At 74.1% G+C, this 19,273-nt stretch carries 10 protein-coding genes; all 10 read left to right on the top strand.

What is annotated here, in order from left to right:
- Window positions 1–3 precede the first annotated feature (3 nt).
- Window positions 4–1,071 (top strand): putative sugar O-methyltransferase, encoded by a 1,068-nt coding sequence (locus ACGFMP_RS34020; protein ID WP_393677493.1) that lies wholly within the window; start codon window positions 4–6, stop codon window positions 1,069–1,071.
- Complete coding sequence (locus tag ACGFMP_RS34015) at window positions 1,068–2,864, top strand: condensation domain-containing protein (RefSeq protein WP_393677492.1); 1,797 nt, start codon at window positions 1,068–1,070, stop codon at window positions 2,862–2,864. The genes ACGFMP_RS34020 and ACGFMP_RS34015 overlap by 4 nt, the downstream gene beginning before the upstream one ends.
- 1 nt (window position 2,865) lies before the next feature.
- The gene (locus ACGFMP_RS34010; RefSeq protein WP_393677490.1) at window positions 2,866–4,191 is read left to right on the top strand and encodes a glycosyltransferase family 2 protein; all 1,326 of its coding nucleotides are present in this window, start codon (window positions 2,866–2,868) and stop codon (window positions 4,189–4,191) included.
- The gene (locus ACGFMP_RS34005; protein ID WP_393677489.1) at window positions 4,188–4,937 is read left to right on the top strand and encodes an HAD family hydrolase; all 750 of its coding nucleotides are present in this window, start codon (window positions 4,188–4,190) and stop codon (window positions 4,935–4,937) included. Before ACGFMP_RS34010 ends, ACGFMP_RS34005 begins: the two co-directional genes overlap by 4 nt.
- Window positions 4,924–8,010 (top strand): amino acid adenylation domain-containing protein, encoded by a 3,087-nt coding sequence (locus tag ACGFMP_RS34000; protein WP_393677488.1) that lies wholly within the window; start codon window positions 4,924–4,926, stop codon window positions 8,008–8,010. The genes ACGFMP_RS34005 and ACGFMP_RS34000 overlap by 14 nt, the downstream gene beginning before the upstream one ends.
- Entirely contained in the window at window positions 8,007–13,556 is a 5,550-nt protein-coding gene (locus ACGFMP_RS33995) for an amino acid adenylation domain-containing protein (protein ID WP_393677487.1), read from the top strand. Before ACGFMP_RS34000 ends, ACGFMP_RS33995 begins: the two co-directional genes overlap by 4 nt.
- Entirely contained in the window at window positions 13,553–15,112 is a 1,560-nt protein-coding gene (locus ACGFMP_RS33990) for a class I adenylate-forming enzyme family protein (RefSeq protein WP_393677485.1), read from the top strand. The genes ACGFMP_RS33995 and ACGFMP_RS33990 overlap by 4 nt, the downstream gene beginning before the upstream one ends.
- A complete protein-coding gene (locus ACGFMP_RS33985) occupies window positions 15,097–18,168 on the top strand; it encodes an amino acid adenylation domain-containing protein (protein WP_393677484.1) in 3,072 nt (1,023 codons plus the stop codon). Before ACGFMP_RS33990 ends, ACGFMP_RS33985 begins: the two co-directional genes overlap by 16 nt.
- Window positions 18,165–18,446 (top strand): phosphopantetheine-binding protein, encoded by a 282-nt coding sequence (locus ACGFMP_RS33980; RefSeq protein ID WP_393677482.1) that lies wholly within the window; start codon window positions 18,165–18,167, stop codon window positions 18,444–18,446. Before ACGFMP_RS33985 ends, ACGFMP_RS33980 begins: the two co-directional genes overlap by 4 nt.
- Window positions 18,447–18,503: 57 nt before the next feature.
- Window positions 18,504–19,273: alcohol dehydrogenase catalytic domain-containing protein (locus ACGFMP_RS33975; RefSeq protein ID WP_393677480.1), on the top strand; the 770-nt coding region annotated here is incomplete at its 3' end.

The raw sequence follows: 19,273 nt of genomic DNA, 5'->3' as shown, positions 1-19,273 counted from the left end.
CCAGTGAACCACTACAGCTCCAGGATCTTCCTGACGGTCCGCTACCTCGTCGGCCTGTTCGGGCTGACCCTGACACGGACCTCGACCGAGCTCAGCAGCTACCGGATCCACGCCGGCCACGGGCGCCACGACGACTCTCGGCCGCTGCCCGCCGGGTCGGCCGGCGTGCTCGACGACCGCAATCCCGAACTCGCGGAACTGCGCACGCGCTACCGCCGCCTGGACTCGCCCTTCAAGCCCGGCCGCTTCTGGCGGCGCAGCCGCCGCCTGCGGGACCTGAACCTCAGGTACTTCCGCGGCGACAACGCCTACGTGTGGCAGCTGCGCCAGCTCGGCGACAACGCCCGGCTGAAGTTCTTCCTCCTGACCCGCTACATCAGCTCCCTGGACACCCACAAGCTCCTCGACCGGACGAGCGAGGACGGCGCCTTCGGCTGCTGGACGTTCGACTTCGAGTCGCTGCCGACGGCCAGCAGGGACCTCCTCGACTCGATCAACGAGATCTACTTCCTCGAACGCCACTGGGGGCTGCTGTCCCGTGAGGACTTCACCGTCGTCGACATCGGCGCCGGCTACGGGCGTCTCGCCCACCGCATGGTGGAGTGCGTTCCCGGCCTGACGCGCTACCTGTGCGTCGACTCGATCCCCGAGTCGACGTTCCTCAGCGAGCACTACCTGAGGTACCGCAAGGTCGACGGCAAGGCGACCGTCCTCCCGCTTGACGTGATGGAGGACCGGCTCGCGACCGAGCGGCCCGACCTGGCAGTCAACATCCACAGCTTCTCCGAGATGCCGATCTCCGCCATCGAGGCGTGGATCGGGCTGCTGGCCCGCCTCGGCGTACCCGCCCTGATGATCGTGCCCAACGAGGGCGACCGGCTGCTGAGCCTGGAGGACGACTACCTGCGTTTCGACTTCACCCCGGTGCTCCGGCAGCACGGCTACGTGCTGGCCGCACGCGAGCCGACCGTCGCCGACCCGGACGTGCGCGACCTGGTCGGGGTCGGCGACTGGTTCATGCTCTTCACCCGCGAGGGCGCGCAGCAGGCGCCGCCGTCCGGTGCGTCATGACGGGGCCGGCACCGGCGGCGGCGCCCTCGCGCGAGACGCACTCGCTGGAGTTCACCGCGCTGGGCGGCGGAAGCGCCGAGCTGACCTGGGGGCAGCGGTTCGTCTGGGACATCCTGGCGGCGCTGGCCCCCGACAACCACTACATCAGCCTCCGGCTCCGGGTGCACCTGCCGCCCGACGCCACCCGCGAACGGGTGCTCGGCGCCCTGCACGCCCTCGTCCGGCGCCACGAGATCCTGCGCACCCGGTTTCCCACCGGTCCCGACGGCGAGCCCCGGCAGGAGTGCGACGGGCAGGGCGCGCTGCCGGTGGCGGTCACCGAGACCGTCCCGGGCCGGGTCCGGCGGCTCGCGGAGCAGGACGAGGACCGGATGTGGCGGGAGCCCTTCAGGCACGCGAGCCAGTGGCCGCTCAGGGTGGGCCTCGTCGTGGCCGGAGGCCGGCCGCGGCAGGTCGTGTTCGTGTTCTCGCATCTCGCGGTCGACGCCTGGGGGTGCTCGGTACTGCGCGGGGACTTCCTCGAACTGCTGCGCAACGGCGGCACGGAGCCGGTGCTGACCGGCCGCCAGTCGCTCGCCAGGGCCGCGTACGAGCAGTCGGCGCCGGCCCGCAAGGCCAACGACGTGTCCCTGGCCTACTGGCGACGGATGCTGGAGACGTCGCCGCAGACCGCCTTCCCCAATCCGCCGGCGGCCGGCGGGAGTCCGCTGTTCCCCGGCGTCGGGCTCCGGTCGGTGGCGCTGTCCGCGGCGGCGCAGGCGGTCGCGGCGCGGCTGCGGGTCAGCCCGGCGGCCGCCGTGATCGGCGCGCTGTCGGCGATCATCGGCATCAGGACGGACACGGACCTGATACCGCTGGCCCTCGCGGCGGGCAACCGGTTCAGCCCGGCGGACGTCGCCTCGGTGGGGACCTTCTACCAGGTCGCGCCCGCGCTGGTCCGGCTGGACACCGGCTCGCTGGCCCGCACCGTACGCAACGCGCACCAGGCGTCGGCGCTGGCCTACCTGCGCGGCCAGAGCGATCCGCGGGACGTCGCGCGCCTGGTGGCGGCGGCGAACGCCGAACGCGGGGTCAGCATCGGCATGTCGAGCACCGTCAACGTCGCGCCGGAGACCGGAGCGGGTGGACCGCCGCCCGTCCTGTCCGCCGCCGAACTGCGCGAGCTGGCCGCGGCCACCGAGGTCAGCGACCTCGAAGGCCGCGACAAGGAGCAGCTGAAGCTGTACTTCCACGTCAAGGCGCTGCGCTCGCGGGCGGTCGTCGAGCTGTTCTGCGACAGCCGCTGCCTGGACGCGGCGAGCGCGCGGAAGGTCCTGGCCGGGCTGGAGGTCGTACTGACCGGGCTGTTCGAGGCCGGTGACCTGAGCCTCGACCGGGTGGCAGGCCTCGTCGGCGTCACCCCGCTGGCCGCGCCGGGGAACCCCGCCGTGGTCGACAACTGCCGGATCGACCTGGACGCCGTACGCGGGCTGCTCGCCGGCCTGCCGGAGACCGCCGCCGCCCAGGTGTTCGTCCGGCGGGTGGACGACGGCCCGTCACGGCTGGTCGCCTACCTGGTCGCGGCGGAGCCGACGACACCCGAGCGGCTGCACGCCGCCCTGCTGAGCCGGCTCGACGGAAACCTGACCATGACGCCGCACCACTACGTGATCTGCCGCGACACCGGCGAGCGGCCGGAGTCCCGCGCCGCATGGGAGCGGCAGACCGTACTCCTGCAGGGCAGCGGCCGGGCGGGCGGGCTGCCCGCCGCCGCCGGCCCGACGCCATCCACCGACGCTCGCCTGGGGGCCTAGCGTGCTGTCCGTCATCATCCCCACCTTCAACCAGGCCGAGTGCCTGGAGCTGACGCTCACCTCCCTCGGCCGCCAGACGGTGGGCCGGGACCTGTTCGAGGTGGTCGTGGTCGACGACGCCTCCGTCCAGGACGTGCGGGCGGTGGTGGGCCGCCACGAGGCCGGGCTGCGGCTGCGCTGCATCCGGCACGACGTCAACCGGGGCAGGTCCGCCGCGCGGAACACCGGGGCCGCCGCGGCGCTGGGCGACCGGCTGCTGCTGATGGACGCGGACTCCATCGCCGCGCCCGACCTCGTGGAGCGGCACCTGCGCGAGCCGGGTGACACCGGTCCCGAGGTGGTCTTCGGCCGCCGGATCGAGCCGAGCTGGGGGACTTTCGCGACGCTGCGCGACGAGCTGCCGGACGAGCGCGGACTGCTGCCGATGGAGGGCGACCACCGCGATCTGCCGCAGTCCGACCCCGCAGTCTTTGACGTCTACCGGCGGACCGGGTGGATGTTCGGCTTCACCCACAACCTCTCACTGCCCCGCGAGCTCTACCACCAGGTCGGCGGGTTCGACGAGTCGTTCGTCCAGTGGGGCTACGAGGACACCGACTTCACCTACCGGATCCACCGGCACTTCGGGCGCGACAGCGGCTGCTTCCGCTACGAACCTGCCGCGCTGTGCCACCACGCACCGCACTTCAGGGACTGGACGACCGAGTGGGAGAGGACCAAGCCGGTCCTGCCCTACCTGGTCGACAAATACCGCCACTACGACATCGAGTTCTTCACCCACCCGTCGGACAACCACCGCAGGGTCGCCAGGACGCTGCCGTTCTACGAGGACTGCAGGGAATTCCTCCGCGACCATCCGGGCCGGGTCGCCGCCGACCGGGTGCGCAAGGCCATCGGCCTGCCGGACGCCGCGAGCAGCCTGTGGATCGGGTTCGGCGTCAGCGCGGCGTCCTTCGCCGGCCCGACGACGACCATCGACCACGGCGCCGACTTCGGACCCGACAACCCGCACCTGTTCGGGGTCCGCACCCACTACCCTGACGGCTCCTTCGACAGCGTGGTGCACCTCGACCTGTGGCGCATGCTCACACCGATCGACCTGTCGGCGCTGATCATGGACAGCCTGCGCATCGCAGGCTCGGCGCTGCTCGTCCGCTCCAAGCAGGTGCGCAGGGACCCGGGCGACGGGATCGGCATGATCGACGACCTCGGCTACCTGCTGTCCATGCTCGCCCCCCGATACCAGGCCTCGATCTGCCACGAGGACGACGAGATGGCCGTCGTCCGGCTGGCGCCGCTCGGGTCGGACGCGGCGGGCGCGCGATGACCGCCCCCCGATCCGTCGTCGCCTTCGACCTCGACGGCACCCTGGTGGACCTCGAACGCTTCCACCACGAGGCCTGGCTGGCAGCCGCCCGGCAGGCCGGGGTCGAACTCACCTGGGACCAGGCGCTGCGCGGGCTCCCGCACTTCATCGGCGGACCCGACCCGCGGGTGGCCGAGGAGGTCGCGGCCCTGTCGCCTGCCGGGGTGCCCCCCGCCGTCACGCTGGCCGCCAAGCAGCGGTCGTTCGACGTGCTGGTCGGCTCCGTCGACCGCATCACCGCGCGGGCCGGCGCCGAGGCGGTACTCGAACGGCTGCTCGGCCGGGGAGTCCCGGTGGCCGTGGGCACCGTGACGGAGCGCGAGACCGCGCTCACCATCCTGCGCAGGGCGGGGCTGCTCGGGCTGTTCGGCGAGGCCCGGGTGGTGGCGGCGCGGGACGTGCCGCGGCTCAAGCCCGCGCCCGACGTGTACCTGGCCACCGCCAGGCTGCTCGGGGCGCCGCCCGGCCGCCAGCTGGTCTTCGAGGACTCGGTGACGGGCGCCACCGCCGCCCGGTCGGCGGGCAGCACGGTGCTGGCGGTCCCCACCGTCCACGACCCGGACTACCTGCGGCGGCTCGGGGCGACCGGGGTCGCGGCGGTCTTCGCGGACTGGCGCGCCCCGGGGCTGCTTTCCGTGGTCGACCGCCTGACGGCGGCGGCCGGCACCGAGAGCGCGGCGACAGGAGACATCCGTGTCCGAGCGTGATCGGGGCCCGCTGACCGCAGCTCAGCGCCGACTGTGGTTCCTCAACCGGCTTGACGCGGACGACCCCGCCTACAACATCTCCGCGAGCGTCCTGCTGAGCGGCGACCTCGACGCGGACCGGCTGGTCCGGGCCCTGGACAGCGTCGTCGCCGGGCACGAGAGCCTGCGCACCCGGTTCGTCGAGTCCGACGGCGAGCCGTTGCAGGAGGTGCTGGCGCCGCGGCCCGTACAGGTGCACCGCGCCGACGTGCGGGACCGGGCGGAGGCGCACCGGGTCGTCGGTGAGCTGGTCGGGCGCCCCTTCGACCTCGGCCAGGGGCATCTGGTCCGGATCGGCCTGCTGCGGCTGGCCGAGGCCGAGCACGTCCTGTGCGTGGTGACGCACCACATCGTCGGCGACGGCTGGTCGCTGAACCTGCTCTACCGGCAGGCCGCGGAGGCCTACCGGGGTGTGGGGATCGCGCCGCCCGGCATGCGCTACCTGGACCACGCCCGCGCCGGGCAGGGCGGCGACGAGGCGGCGCTGGCCTTCTGGCGGGCGGCGCTCGACCGGCCCCCGGTGCTCGAACTGCCGCCGGACCGCCCGCGTCCCGCGCGGCGCACCTCGGCCGGAGTGTCGGCCACGCGGGACTTCGACGGCGACGTCTGGACCGCGGTGCAGCGCGCCGCACGTGAGCTGCGCTGCACCCCGTTCATGGTGCTGATGACGGCCTACCAGCTGACGCTGGCGCAGGCCGCGGGCCAGGACGACCTCTGCGTCGCCACCCCGGTCGCCGGGCGCGACGAGGTGGCGGCGGAATCGGTCTTCGGCTACTTCGTCAGGATGCTGATCCTGCGCGCCGACCTGTCAGGCGACATCACCGTGCGCGACCTGGTGGGCAGGACGAGGAAGGCCTTCCTGGGCGCCTTCACCCACCAGGAGGTCCCCTTCGAGCAGCTGGTCGCCGACCTCGGCCTGGCCCGCGACCCGAGCCACAACCCGTTCTTCCAGGCCACCCTCACCCTGCACTCCACCATGGACGTGTCGGCGACCGGCTTCGACGGGGCCGAGGGCTTCGAGGGCGTCACGGCCGAGGGGTTCGGCGAGGGGTCGCGGCGCACCCTCACCGACGTGGCGATGGACATCTTCATCTCACCGACGGCGATCAACACCGGGTCGGGGCAGGTCCGGATGGACTTCCTGCTCACCGCGAGCGCCGACCTGTTCGAGCAGCCCACCGCCGAGGCGCTGGCCGACCGGTTCTGCGCCGTGCTGCACGCGGTGCTGGCCGACCTGGACGCGCGGGTGTGGGAGTTGCCGCTCGTCGACGAGGCCGCGGAGGCGGAGCTGCTGCGGCTCGGCACCGGGCCCGCGGCCGCAGAAGGCCCGCCGCTGCCGGCCGCGGTCGAGCGGGCGGCAGCCGCCGCGCCCGACGCGATCGCCCTGGTCAGCGGAACCGACCAGGTCACCTACGGGCAGTTGTGGGATCGCGCGGGCGAGCTGGCAGGCGAGCTGCGCGCGGCCGGCGTCGCACCCGGCCACCTCGTCGGGGTCGGCCTGCCGCGCGGCCCCGAGCAGATCGCCGCCCTGCTGGCGGTCTGGCGCACCGGTGCCGGGTACGTGCCCCTCGACCCCGCGCTGCCCGCCCGGCGCAGCACCCTGCTGGTCGAGCAGTCCGGTGTCGCGGCGGTGGTCGCCGCCGACGGCGTACGGCCCGGCAACGGCTCCCCCGTGGCGGCGCCCGACGCGGCGTACGTCCTGTTCACCTCGGGATCGACGGGCACGCCCAAGCCGGTCCTCGTCGGGCGCGCCGCGCTGCGGGAGCGGATCGGGTGGATGGCCGGCGCCTACGGGCTGACGTCCGCCGACCGTGTGGTGCAGTTCGCGGAACTCGGCTTCGACACCCACGCCGAGGAGATCTGGCCGACCCTCGCGGCCGGCGGCACCCTGGTGCTGCTGCCCGACGGTCCGCAGTCGCTGCCCGAGGTGCTGGCCGCCGACCCGGCGGTCACCGTCCTCGACCTGCCGACGGCCTACTGGCAGGCGCTGCTCGACCTCGGGCCGGTCTGGCCGGACGCGCTGCGCCTGGTGATCCTGGGCGGCGAGCAGGTCGACGCCGCCGCGGTCGGCCGCTGGCGGGAGCGGCACGGCGACCGGGTCAGGCTGGTCAACACCTACGGTCCGACCGAGGCCACGATCATCGCCACCGCCGCAGACCTGACGGCGGCGGACGCCGGCCGCAGGCCGCCGATCGGCCGCCCGATCGGCGGGGTGCGCGCCTGCCTGCTCGACCGGGCGGGCCGCCTGGTGCCGCGCGGCGCGGTCGGCGAACTGTGCCTGGCGGGCGACGGGTTGGCCGACGGCTACCTGGGCCGCCCTGAGCTCACCGCCGAGCGGTTCCCTCCCGACCCCCGGGGCGGCGGCCGGATGTACCGCACCGGCGACCGGGCCCGCTGGCGCCGGGACGAGCCGGTGCTGGAATTCCTGGGCAGGGCCGACCGCCAGCTCAAGGTCCGCGGCGTGCGGATCGAGCCCGGCGAGGTCGAGGCGGTCCTGGCCGGCCACCCGGACGTGGGCCAGGCCGTGGTGACCGTGGCAGGCCAGACCCTCGTCGGGTACGTGACCGGCACCGACGCCGTACAGGACGTCCGCGCCTACGCCGCCGACCAGCTGCCGGCGCTCATGGTGCCCGGCATCGTGGTGGCGCTGCCCGCGCTGCCGCTGACCGCGAACGGCAAGGTCGACACCGCCGCGCTCCCGGCGCCCGCGGCCGCCGACGAGGCGGTGTTCGAGGAGCCGCGCACCGACGCCGAGAAGCTGGTCGCCGGGATCTTCGCCGAGCTGCTCCAGGCCGGGCGGGTCGGCGCCCTCGACGACTTCTTCTCCCTCGGCGGCCACTCGCTGATGGCGGTGCGGGCGATCGGCCGGCTGCGGGCAGTCGTCGGCCTGGACATCCCGGTCCGGCTGCTGTTCGACCAGCCCACCGTCGAGGGGTTCGCACGGGCGGTGGAGGCCGAACTGCTCGCGGAGATCGACCGGTTGACCGACGACGAGGCGGCGGCGCAGCTCGCCGCCAGGACGGGGACGCGATGACCGCGGGCGCCGACGAGCTCTCGGCCGCGAAGCGGTCGCTGCTGGCGGCCAGGCTGCGACCGGCCGCCGTGCCTGCCGAGGTCGTCCCGGCCCGGCCGGCCGGCGCACCGGTGCCGCTGTCCCCCGCGCAGGAGCGGCTGTGGTTCATGGAGCAGTACGCGCCGGGCACCGCCGCCTACACGGTCCCCGTGGTGGTGCGGCTGCGCGGCGCGCTGGACGCGGGCGCGCTCGGCGCCGCGCTCGGCGCGGTCACGGCCCGGCACGAGACGCTGCGCATGCGCTTCGACGCCACCGCCGACGGGCGCCCCGTGCTGCACATCGACGACGCCGCCTCGACCTTCCTGGAGACCGCGGCGGCGGTCGGTGCCGACCCTGCGTCCCGCGAGGCGTGGGTACGCGAGGCGGTCGCCGCCCGGCTGGCCGAGCCGTTCGACCTCGCTCGCGGGCCGCTGCTGCGCGCGGCGCTCTACGCCCTGGCGCCTGACGACCATGTGCTCGCGCTGACCGTGCACCACATCGTGTGCGACGGCTGGTCGGCCGAGCTGCTCGTCGGCGAACTGCTGGCCCTGACGGCCGCCGCCGGGCAGGATCCGCCGCCTGATCCGCTGCCGCCGCTGCGCAGGCAGTACGGCGACTACTCCCTCTGGCAGCGCGAACGCCAGGCGGGGCGGCTCGCCGACGGCGCCCGGGAGCGCGATGTCGCCTACTGGCGGGACCGGCTGGCCGGGCTGCCCGCGCTGGACCTGCCCACCGACCTCCCGCGTCCCGCGCGGCCGACCTTCCGCGGCGCGCCGATCGGCGTGAGCCTGGACGAGGAGCGCACCGCGGCCCTGCGACGGCTCGCGCAGCGGCAGGGCGCCACCCTCTACATGGCGGTGCTCGCCGCGTACGCGGCGGTCCTGTCCCGCTACTCCCGGCAGGACGACTTCGCCGTCGGATCACCGCAGGCCGGGCGGACCCACCCGGAGCTGGAGCCGCTGATCGGCATGTTCGTCAGCATGCTGGTCACCCGGGTCGACGCGGCGGGCGACCCGACCTTCGGCGAGCTGCTCGCCCGGGTCCGCGACACGGTCCTCGACGGCTACGCCCACCAGGAGCTGTCGTTCGAGCAGCTGGTGACCGAGCTGGACGTGGTCCGCGACACCGGCAGGTCGGCGGTCTTCCAGGCCGCCTTGTCGATGCGCACCCCGGCGGGGCCGGGCCCGGCGCCCGCGGCGGGTCCTGCGGTCGAGCCCTTCGTCGTCGACGTCGTGGCGACCCGCTTCGACCTGGAGCTCGACCTGGTGGCGCAGGACCGGCTGTCGGGCGCGTTCATCTACAACCGCGACCTGTTCGAGAGCGGCACGATCGAGCGGATCGCCGAGACCTTCGTACGGTTCGCGGCCGAGGCCGCCAGCGACCCCGACCGGCCGCTCAGCGCCCTGTTCGCGGCCGCGGGCCGGGCGGGCGCGGCGGCGCCCGACTCCTGGAACGACACCGCGGCCGGCTTCCCCGACGACGCGACACTGCACGGCCTGGTCCTGGCCAGGGCGGCCGCCACTCCCGACGCGCCCGCGGTCACCTTCGAGGGCGCCACCTTGAGCTACCGGGACCTGGTGGAGCGCGCCGACCGGGTCGCCGGCCGGCTGCGCCGCGACGGCGCAGGTCCCGGCGCGATCGTCGCCGTGTGCGCGCACCGCGGCCCCGACCTCGTCGTCGCGCTGCTCGGCGTGCTGATCTCGGGCGCCGCGTACCTGCCGCTCGACCCGGACCACCCGGCCGACCGGCTGGGATTCATGCTCGACGACGCGGAACCCGTCGCCGTACTGGCCTCGGGAACGGCGCGGGACTCCCTGCCGCCGACCGACCGCCCGCTGCTCGCACTCGACGACCCCGCGGTCTGGGCCGGCCCGGCCGGGGCGCGGCCGGAACCGCTCGCGGGACCAGGAGACCCCGCCTACGTGATCTACACCTCCGGCTCGACCGGGCAGCCCAAGGGCGTCGTCAACGGCCACCGCGGTGTCGTCAACCGGCTGCACTGGATGCAGCGCCGCTTCGGACTGACCGCGGCGGACACGGTGATGCAGAAGACGCCCGCCGGGTTCGACGTGTCCGTCTGGGAGTTCTTCTGGCCGCTGCTGGCCGGGGCGCGGCTGGTGCTGGCCCGCCCTGACGGGCACAAGGACGCCGGCTACCTGCGGGACCTGATCACGGCCGAGGGCGTCACCACGATGCACTTCGTCCCGTCCATGCTCGCGGTCTTCCTCGGCGAGGAGGATGCCGGCCGGTGCGGATCCCTGCGGCGGATCATCTGCAGCGGCGAGGAGCTGCCCGTCGATCTGGCGCTGCGCACCCTGGAGGCGCTGCCGGGCGCCGAACTGCACAACCTCTACGGCCCGACCGAGGCCGCCATCGACGTGACCGCCTTCCACTGCACCGCCGAGCGGCTGGCCGGCCGCGCCCGGGTGCCGATCGGCGCGCCGATCGACAACATGCGCGTCCACGTCCTCGACGAGCGCGCCGAGCCGCTCCCGGTGGGCGTGCCCGGCGAGCTCCACCTGGCGGGGGTCGGGCTGGCCCATGGGTATCTGCGCAGGCCGGAGCTGACCGCGGAGAAGTTCGTCACGGGCCCTGGAGGGCAGCGGCTCTACCGCACCGGCGACCTGGCCCGCTGGCGCCCCGACGGCACGCTGGAATTCCTGGGGCGCATCGACACCCAGGTCAAGCTGCGCGGACTGCGCATCGAACTCGGCGAGATCGAGGCGGCGTTGCGCGACCATCCCGGGGTGCGCGACGCGGCCGTCGCCGTCCGCGAGGACGTACCAGGCGACCGCAGGCTGGCGGCCTACCTGGTGGTGGACGAGCCGCAGGACACCGCCGCGCTGCGCTCCGCACTGCGGCAGCGGCTCCCCGACTACATGGTGCCCGGCACCTTCGACGAGCTTCCCGAACTGCCGCTGAGCCCGAACGGCAAGCTGGACCGCCGCCGGCTGCCCGCGCCGCGGCGGGTCCGCGACGTCGCGGCCGCGTACGCGGAGCCGGGCACCGCCACGGAGATCCTGATCGCGGACCTGTGGACCGAGCTGCTCGGGGTGCCGCAGGTCGGCCTCGACGACGACTTCTTCGACCTCGGCGGGCACTCCCTGCTGGCCGTCCAGGTGGTCGCCGGGCTGCGGCGGGCCGTCGGCGCGGGCGTGACGGTGATGGACATCTTCCGGCAGCGCACCGTCAGGGAGCTGGCCGGTCTCGTCGACCTACCCCTCGACCTGCGCGGCCCCCGTGACCTGGTGCACGAGCTGACCCGCCCGGTACCGGCCGGGCAACGGGTCCGCAGCCTGGTGTGCGCACCCTACGGCGGTGGCAGCGCGGTGGTGTACCAGCCGCTGGCCGACGCGCTGCCGGCCGGGCAGCGGCTGTTCTCCATCGCCATCCCCGGCCACGACGTCGGCCTGGACGAGGCGTCGATGCCGCTGGAGGAGCTCGCGGAACGCTGCTGCGCGGAGATCATGGCGAAGGTCGAGGGGCCGGTCGCGCTCTACGGCCACTGCGGGGTGGGCTCGGCGCTCATCATCGAGATCGCCCGCCGGCTGGAGCGCGGCGGCCGCGAGCTGGAAGCGGTCTACGTCGGGGCGATCTTCCCCTTCGCCAGGCCGCGCAGCCGCTTCTGGTCGGCCCTGTCCCGGGTGGCCCGGATGGAGCCGCTGCGGTCCGACACGCTGTACACCAACTGGCTGACCGGGCTCGGCGTCGACATGAACGACCTCGAACCCGACCAGGCCCGCCATCTCATCAGGACGATGCGCCAGGACTCCGACAACGCGGAGGCGTACTACACGCAGCTGATGCACACCGGGGCCGAGCGGCTGCGGGCGCCGATCATCAGCGTGGTGGGCGACCGGGACCCGGCGACCGAATTCCACGCGGAACGCTTCACCGAGTGGCACTTCCTGACCGACCGCGCCGGCCTCGTCGTGCTGGACGAGGCCGGGCACTTCTACCTCAAGTGGCGGGCCGGCGAGCTCGCCGAGATCGTCACCACCGTGGACCCCGCGGTGGCGGCGGAGCGGACGGAGCCGCTGACCCGGCCCGCTCGCGGTGAGCGGGCGACCTGGTGGCTGCACGGCACCTCGCGGGCGAGCGGACCGGTCGCGGCAGGCGGGCCGCGGCCCAGCATGGGGCGCTTCCTGACGGTCGCCTTCGCGCAGCTCATCTCCCTGCTCGGCTCGACCCTCACCGACGTGGCCCTGCCGCTGTGGGTGCTGGACAAGACCGGCTCCGTGCTGAACTTCGCGCTGCTGGCCGTGGTCGGGCTGCTGCCCAGCCTGCTGGCGATGCCGATCGCGGGCGCCATCGTCGACCGGCACAGCAGACGGCGCGTCATGCTCTGCGGCGACATCGCCGCCGGCGGCACCCAGTTGGCCCTCGGCATCCTGCTGTGGACCGGCTCGCTGCAGATCTGGCACGTCTACCCGCTGCTCGCCGTCCTCGCGGTGGCACTGACCTTCCAGCGCCTGGCCTACAGCTCGGCCATCCCGCAGCTGGTCCCCAAGCAGTACCTCGGCCATGCCAACGGCGTGGTGCAGATGGTCGGCGGCGGCGCCACCACCTTGATGCCGCTGCTGTCGGTGGCGCTGCTGGCGGTGATCGGCCTCGGCGGCATCCTGGTCATCGACGTGGCCAGCTACGCGGTCGCGGTCGCCATCGTGCTGCTCGTCCGCTTCCCGCGCACGCTGGCCTGGCGCCGCAAGGAGAGCCTGGCAGACGAGATACGGGAGGGCTTCCGCTTCTCCTGGGGGCACCGCGGCTTCCGGTCCATGCTCCTGTTCTTCATGGTCCTCAACATCTTCCTGTCGCCGCTCTTCTTGATGGTGACGCCGCTGGTCCTGGCGTTCGCGGGGCTCCACCAGGTCGCCGAGATCTCGGTCGTCGGCGGCGCCGGGGCGCTGCTCGGCGGCCTGGCGATGACGGTGTGGGGCGGCCCGCGGCACCGGCGGCTGTACACGGTGCTGTGCTGCTCGCTGGTGCTGGCCGCCTTCTGCGTCGTCGTCGGCCTGCGGCCGACGGTGTGGGTCATCGCGGTCGGCTCGTTCGGGATGTCGCTGGCGCTGGTCCTGCTCAACGGCGTCTACACGACGATCGTCCAGGTCAAGGTCCCGCAGCGGTTCCACGGCCGGGTGTTCGCCGTCAACACCGTGATCGCCTGGTCCACCCTGCCGATCGGCTGGGCGGTGCTCGGGCCGGTCGGCTCGCATCTGCTCCAGCCGCTGATGGACCCGGGCGCGCCGCTGGCAGGCAGTGTCGGCCGGGTGCTCGGTGTCGGGCCAGGCCGCGGCATCGCGCTGCTCTACCTGCTGCTCGCGGTCGCCATCGCGGCCGTGGCGCTGACCGCGATGCGGCTGCCGCGGACCGCGCACTTCGACGACGAGGTCCCCGACGCCCGGCCCGACGACGAGGTCGGGGCGGAGGCGGTGCGCCGCCGCGTCGCGACCGCGCAGGACACGGCGGCCCGGGAAGAACGGGCCGCGGGAACGGACCGGCGGGCACTGACCGACCAGGGGGTGCGATGAGCACACGACACCTTCCGCCGGCCACGCGCGCCGGCGCCGCGGTCGCCCTGACCGTGCCGCGGCTGCTCGCCGCGCGGGCCGCCAAGGAACCCGCGCACGTCGCGGTGCGGCAGGGCGCGGGCGCCCTCGACCTGGCCGCCTGGCAGAACAGGACGCAGGCGATCGCCGCCGGACTGCGCGCGTCGGGCGTGCGTCCCGGCGACCGGGTCGGGCTGCTGTACGGCGCCAGGGACTGGATCGGGTACGCCTGCTCCTACACCGGGGTGCTGGCCGCGGGCGCGGTCGCCGTGCCCATGTCCACCAGGGCCGCACCCGCGGAAGTGGTGTACATGCTGGAACACAGCGGCGCCACCGCCCTGTTGCACGGCCCTGACACCGAGCGCTTCGACGCCCCGGTCCGGCTGCGCCTCGGCCCGGACGACCTCGCGGACCTGCCCGCGGCGGCGCCCTGCGAAGGGCCGCGGCCCGGCGATCCCGCGCAGATCCTCTACACCTCGGGGACGACCGGCCGGCCCAAAGGTGTCGTGGCCGCGCACGCCAACCTCACCCACGGCGCCCGGCTGGATCCGCCGCTGCGGACCCTGGCCCACTCCCGGCAATTCCTGCACGCCTTCCCGATCGGCACCAACGCCGGGCAGACGATGCTGTTCAACGCGCTCACCGCGCACGCCGGGATGCTGGTGACGGCACGGTTCAGCCCGGAGCACTTCGCCCGGCTGATCGCGCAGCAGGAGGTGGGCAGCGTCTTCGTCGTGCCGGCGATGGCGATCGAGCTGCTGAGCTCGGGTGCGCTGGACCGTCACGACACGTCGGGCGTGGCGCTCTTCGGCTCGACCGCGGCCGCGCTGCCCCCGGCCGTGGCCACCGGGCTGGCGGCCGCGCTGCCCGGCGCCGCGATCGTCAACTACTACACCTCGACCGAGGCCGCGCCGACGCAGACCAGCATGATCTTCAGCCCGGAGCGCCCGGCGGCCATCGGCCTGGCGGTCGCGGGCGGCGCGCTGCGGGTGTGCGACGAGGCCGGGCGGTCCTGCCCGGCGGGCGTGCCGGGCGAGGTGTGGATGCGCAGCGCGGGCTCGCCGCGGTCGTATCTCGACGATCCCGGCGCCACCTCGCGGGTGTTCCGCAACGGCTGGACCCGGATGGGCGACATCGGCTACCTGGACGCCGAGGGCTATCTCTTCCTGGTCGACCGCGAGAGCGACGTGATCAAGAGCGGCGCGGACAAGGTCTCCACCATCGCGGTCGAGGCGGCCCTGCACGAGCACCCCGAGATCGTCGAGGCGGCGGTCTTCGGCCTGCCCGACCCGGTCCTCGGGCTGGCCCCAGCGGCCGCGCTCGTCGCCACCCGCGAGCTGCGGCTGGTCGACGTACGCCGGTTCCTCGCCGGCCGGCTGGCCGCACATGAGCAGCCGAGCCGGATCGTCCACGTCGACGAGCTGCCGCGCAACGCGGGCGGCAAGGTCGTCAAGCACCGGCTGCGGGCGCTGTTCGAGCCCGCGCCAGGCAACAGGGAAACAGGAGAGGAAGCGGCGAATCAATGGCTGAAGCAGTGACCGGCATCCCGATGACCCCCGCCCAGCAGGGTCTCTGGTTCGCCGAGCGGGCCATCGGGGCGGCAGCGGCGTATCTGGTGCCCGCGGTGGTGACCGCGCCTGACGGGGCGGAGCCCGCCACGCTGGACGGCGCGTGGGCCGCGCTGACCGGACGGCACCCGCTGCTCGCCGCGACCGTGGCCGAGGCGGACGGTGAACCGCTGCTGTTTCCCGGCGAGCCGGTCCCGGTCGCGCACCGCACGGCCGGCGCGGACGAGCTCGCGGACGTCCTCGCCGCCGAACTCGCCGTCGGGTTCGACTTCAAGGACGCGGCAGGCACCGCTGCCGCCGCCGGGCCGTTCGCCCGCTGCGTGGTGCTGAGGGTCGACGACGGGCGTACGGTCGCGATGGTCGTCGCCCACCACCTGGTCCTCGACGGCCTCGGCCGGGACATGCTGGTGGCCGACCTCGCCGCCGCCGTGGCCGGCCGCCCGCTCGGGGCGGGATCCCTCGACCGGTTCGCCGGCTTCGCGCAGGCCCAGGCCGGGCGCGTCGCCGAGGCCCTGCCGGCGGCGCGCGACTTCTGGTCCGCCCGGCCGGCGCCGCCTGCCGAGGTGGTGCTGCCGGGGCTGGTGGCCACCCCGGCCGCGGCGGAGGCCGCCACCCACCTCGACCTCGGCTGGGACCGGACGCTGGACGCCGCCCTGACCGCCGGGGCGGAGGCGCTCGGGGCGACCAGGTTCGAGGTGCTGCTCGCGGGTGTGCACGCGCTGCTGGCCCGGTACGGCAACAGCACCACCTCGGTCGCCGTCGATGTGTCGACCCGGCGCCCGGAGACCGCGGGCGAGCTCGGGATGTGGGTCAACGAACTGCCCGTCACGCTGGGCGCGGACCCCGAGGTGTCCTTCGGCCGGCTGGTGCGCGAGGTGCGGGCCGAGGCGCGGGAGGTGTACGGCCACCGCGAGATCCCGTTCGGCCGGGCCGTGGCAGGACTGCCGCCCCGCCTGGCGATGGCGCCCGTCTCGACCAGCTACATACGGCTCCGCCCGGAGTCCGGCGGGCAGGCGCCGTCCCCGGTGGACCGGCTGTTCGCCACCGCGACGGTCCGCGCGGCCATGCACCTGCACTTCATCGACACTCCCGACGGTCTGACCGGGCGGATCCACGTCCCCACCCGGCTGCTGGCCGCGGCGGACGGCGAGCGCGTCATCGGGCACCTGCGCACCCTGATCGCTGCCGGGCTTGCCGCGCAGGACCGGCCGCTCGGCGACCTGGACCTGCTCCTGCCGTCGGAGCCCGCGCTCCTGGAACGGATCAACGACACCGCACGGCCGCGCCCGGCCACCACCGTGCTCGACATGGTCAGGGCGGCCGCCGACGCCGCCCCGGACGCGGTGGCGGTCTCCGGTGAAGGCGGCACGCTGACCTACCGGGAACTGGTCGCCGCCGCGCACCGGATCGGCCACGGGCTGCGCCGGCGCGGCGTCGGCTCCGGCGACGTCGTGGGGCTCTGCGCCCACCGGCACGTCGAACTCGTCGCGGGCCTGCTCGGCATTCTCGCCGCGGGGGCGGCCTACCTGCCGCTCGACCCGGCCTCGCCGCCCGCCCGCCTCGAACTCATCGCCACCGACGCCGGCACCAAGCTCGTCCTCGGCCACGCGGACGCACTGGCGGACCTGGGCGTGCCACCCGTCGAACTGCTGCACCTCGACGGCTTGGCCGGCTTCGCCGCCGAGCCCGAGACGCCCCCCGCCACCACGGACCCGGACGGCCTCGCGTACGTCATCTACACCTCCGGCTCGACCGGCCGCCCCAAGGGCGTCGAGGTCGGCCACGCGGCGCTGGTCAACATCGTCGCCGCCATCGGCGAGCTGATCGGCTCGCGGCCGGCCGACCGCTGGCTCAACCTGACCACCCTCTCCTTCGACATCAGCGGCCTCGAGCTCTTCGCACCGCTCACCACCGGCGGCCGGGTCGTGGTCGCAGCCGACGCGGCCGTCCGCGAGGGCGGCGCGCTGGCCCGGCTCATCGACGGGGCCGGCATCACCCATGTGCAGGCCACCCCGTCCAGCTGGCAACTGCTGCTCGACGCCGGCTGGACCGGCGCCCCGGTCACCGCGCTCTGCGGCGGTGAGGCCCTGCCGCTCCCGCTGGCCCGGCGGCTGCGCCCGCTCGTCGGCCGCCTGGTCAACGTCTACGGGCCGACCGAGACCACGATCTGGTCGACCGCCGCTGAGATCCCGGCCGACCCGGACCGGGTGACCATCGGCGCCCCGCTCGCGAACACCACCCTCCAGGTGCTCGACGCACGGCTGCGCCCGCTGCCGCTCGGCGTCCCCGGCGAGCTGTGCATCGGCGGCGCCGGGCTGGCCAGGGGGTACCGGGGGCGGCCCGAACTCACCGCCGAGCGCTTCGTGACCGACCCGGCGGGCCGGCGGCTCTACCGCAGCGGTGACCTGGTACGCCTGGGCGCCGACGGGCAGTTCGACTTCCTCGGCCGCTCCGACGACCAGATCAAGCTGCGCGGGCACCGGATCGAGCTGGGCGAGATCGAGCGCACCCTGCTCGACGCGCCAGGGGTCGAGCAGGCCGCGGTGGCGGTCCGCGACGGGGAGCTGACCGCCTTCCTTGTCGGGTCGGGCGTGCCGGCATCGATCCGGGCACACGTCGCGGCACGGCTGCCCCGGTACATGATCCCCCGGGACTTCCACCGGCTCGACGGGCTGCCGCGCACCTTCAACGGCAAGCTGGACCGGGCCGCCCTGCCCGTCCCCGAGCCGTCCGGCGCCGCGGTGCCGGAGGCCCCCGCTGCCGTCGAGGGCGGCGGCCCGGCCGGCGCCGGCGACCTGACCAGGATCGTGACCGACATCTGGCGGGAGGTGCTGCGGGTGGACGACATCGCCCCGGATGCCACCCTCTTCGATCTGGGCGGCCACTCCCTGACGATCATGCAGATCATCGCCCGTATCCGGCAGCACCTCGGCGTCGAGGTGCCGTTCGACGCCCTCTTCGACACCCCGACCATCGACGGGGTGGTCAGCACCATCGACGAGCTGCAACAGGAGGAGCCCGAGTGACCGCCCCAGAGCTGCACCCCGATCCGCATCCCGAACTCCACCGTGAGCTGGCCGATCTGGTCGTCGAGGCAAGCGACGGCCAGATCACGCCCGGCGAGGCGCTGGCCGAGCAGCCGGAGCCGCTCGGCCTGCTCGGGCTCACCTCGCTGGGATTCGTGCGGCTGATCCAGGCGGTGGAGAGCCGCTACGGGGTCGTCGTCGAGATGGACGACGACCTGTCCGCGCTGGACACCGTGCCCGCGCTCGCGGGCTACCTGCGCGAGCGCGGCGTGCGCTAGCGCGCCGCACGACCGGCAATGCGCACCAGGCCATCCGATCGACCGAAGAGGCATGCAGTGAAGGACATCGTTGACGCCATCACCTCCGGGCAGGCCCGCCCCGGTGACTTCTCCGCCCTGCGGCTGCCGGCGAGTTACCGGGCCGCGACGCTGCACAGGGGCGAGGCCGGCATGTTCGAGGGGATGGCCTCGGCGGACAAGGACCCGCGCAAGTCGATCCACCTCGACGATGTGCCGGTGCCGGAGATCGGCCCCGGCGAGGCCCTGGTCGCGGTCATGGCCTCCTCGGTCAACTACAACACCGTGTGGTCGTCGATCTTCGAGCCGGTGTCGACCTTCGCGTTCCTCGAACGCTACGGCCGCCTGTCACCCCTGGCCAAACGGCACGACCTGCCCTACCACGTGATCGGCTCCGACCTGTCGGGCGTCGTCCTGCGCACAGGACCCGGCGTCAACAAATGGCAGCCCGGCGACCGCGTCGTCGCCCACTGCCTCAGCGTCGAACTCGAATCAGCCGACGGCCACAACGACACCATGCTCGACCCCGAACAACGCATCTGGGGCTTCGAGACCAACTTCGGCGGCCTCGCCGAGATCGCCCTGGTCAAATCCAACCAGCTCATGCCCAAACCCGAACACCTCAGCTGGGAGGAAGCAGCAGCCCCCGGCCTGGTCAACTCCACCGCCTACCGCCAACTCGTCTCCCACAACGGCGCCGCCATGAAACAAGGTGACAACGTCCTCATCTGGGGCGCCAGCGGCGGACTCGGCTCCTACGCCACCCAATTCGCCCTCGCCGGCGGAGCCACCCCCATCTGCGTCGTCTC

The organism is Streptomyces sp. NPDC049040 (genome assembly GCF_043197715.1).
Taxonomy (GTDB): Bacteria; Actinomycetota; Actinomycetes; order Streptomycetales; family Streptomycetaceae; genus Actinacidiphila.
Note: the sequence above shows the minus strand (reverse complement) of the source record. Positions and strands in the feature narration are given on the sequence as shown.

Coding starts and splice junctions, on each gene's coding strand:
- ACGFMP_RS34015 (WP_393677492.1), top strand. CDS start 1,068: ATGACGGGGCCGGCACCGGCGGCGGCGCCCTCGCGCGAGACGCACTCG.
- ACGFMP_RS34005 (WP_393677489.1), top strand. CDS start 4,188: ATGACCGCCCCCCGATCCGTCGTCGCCTTCGACCTCGACGGCACCCTG.
- ACGFMP_RS33990 (WP_393677485.1), top strand. CDS start 13,553: ATGAGCACACGACACCTTCCGCCGGCCACGCGCGCCGGCGCCGCGGTC.
- ACGFMP_RS33985 (WP_393677484.1), top strand. CDS start 15,097: ATGGCTGAAGCAGTGACCGGCATCCCGATGACCCCCGCCCAGCAGGGT.
- ACGFMP_RS33995 (WP_393677487.1), top strand. CDS start 8,007: ATGACCGCGGGCGCCGACGAGCTCTCGGCCGCGAAGCGGTCGCTGCTG.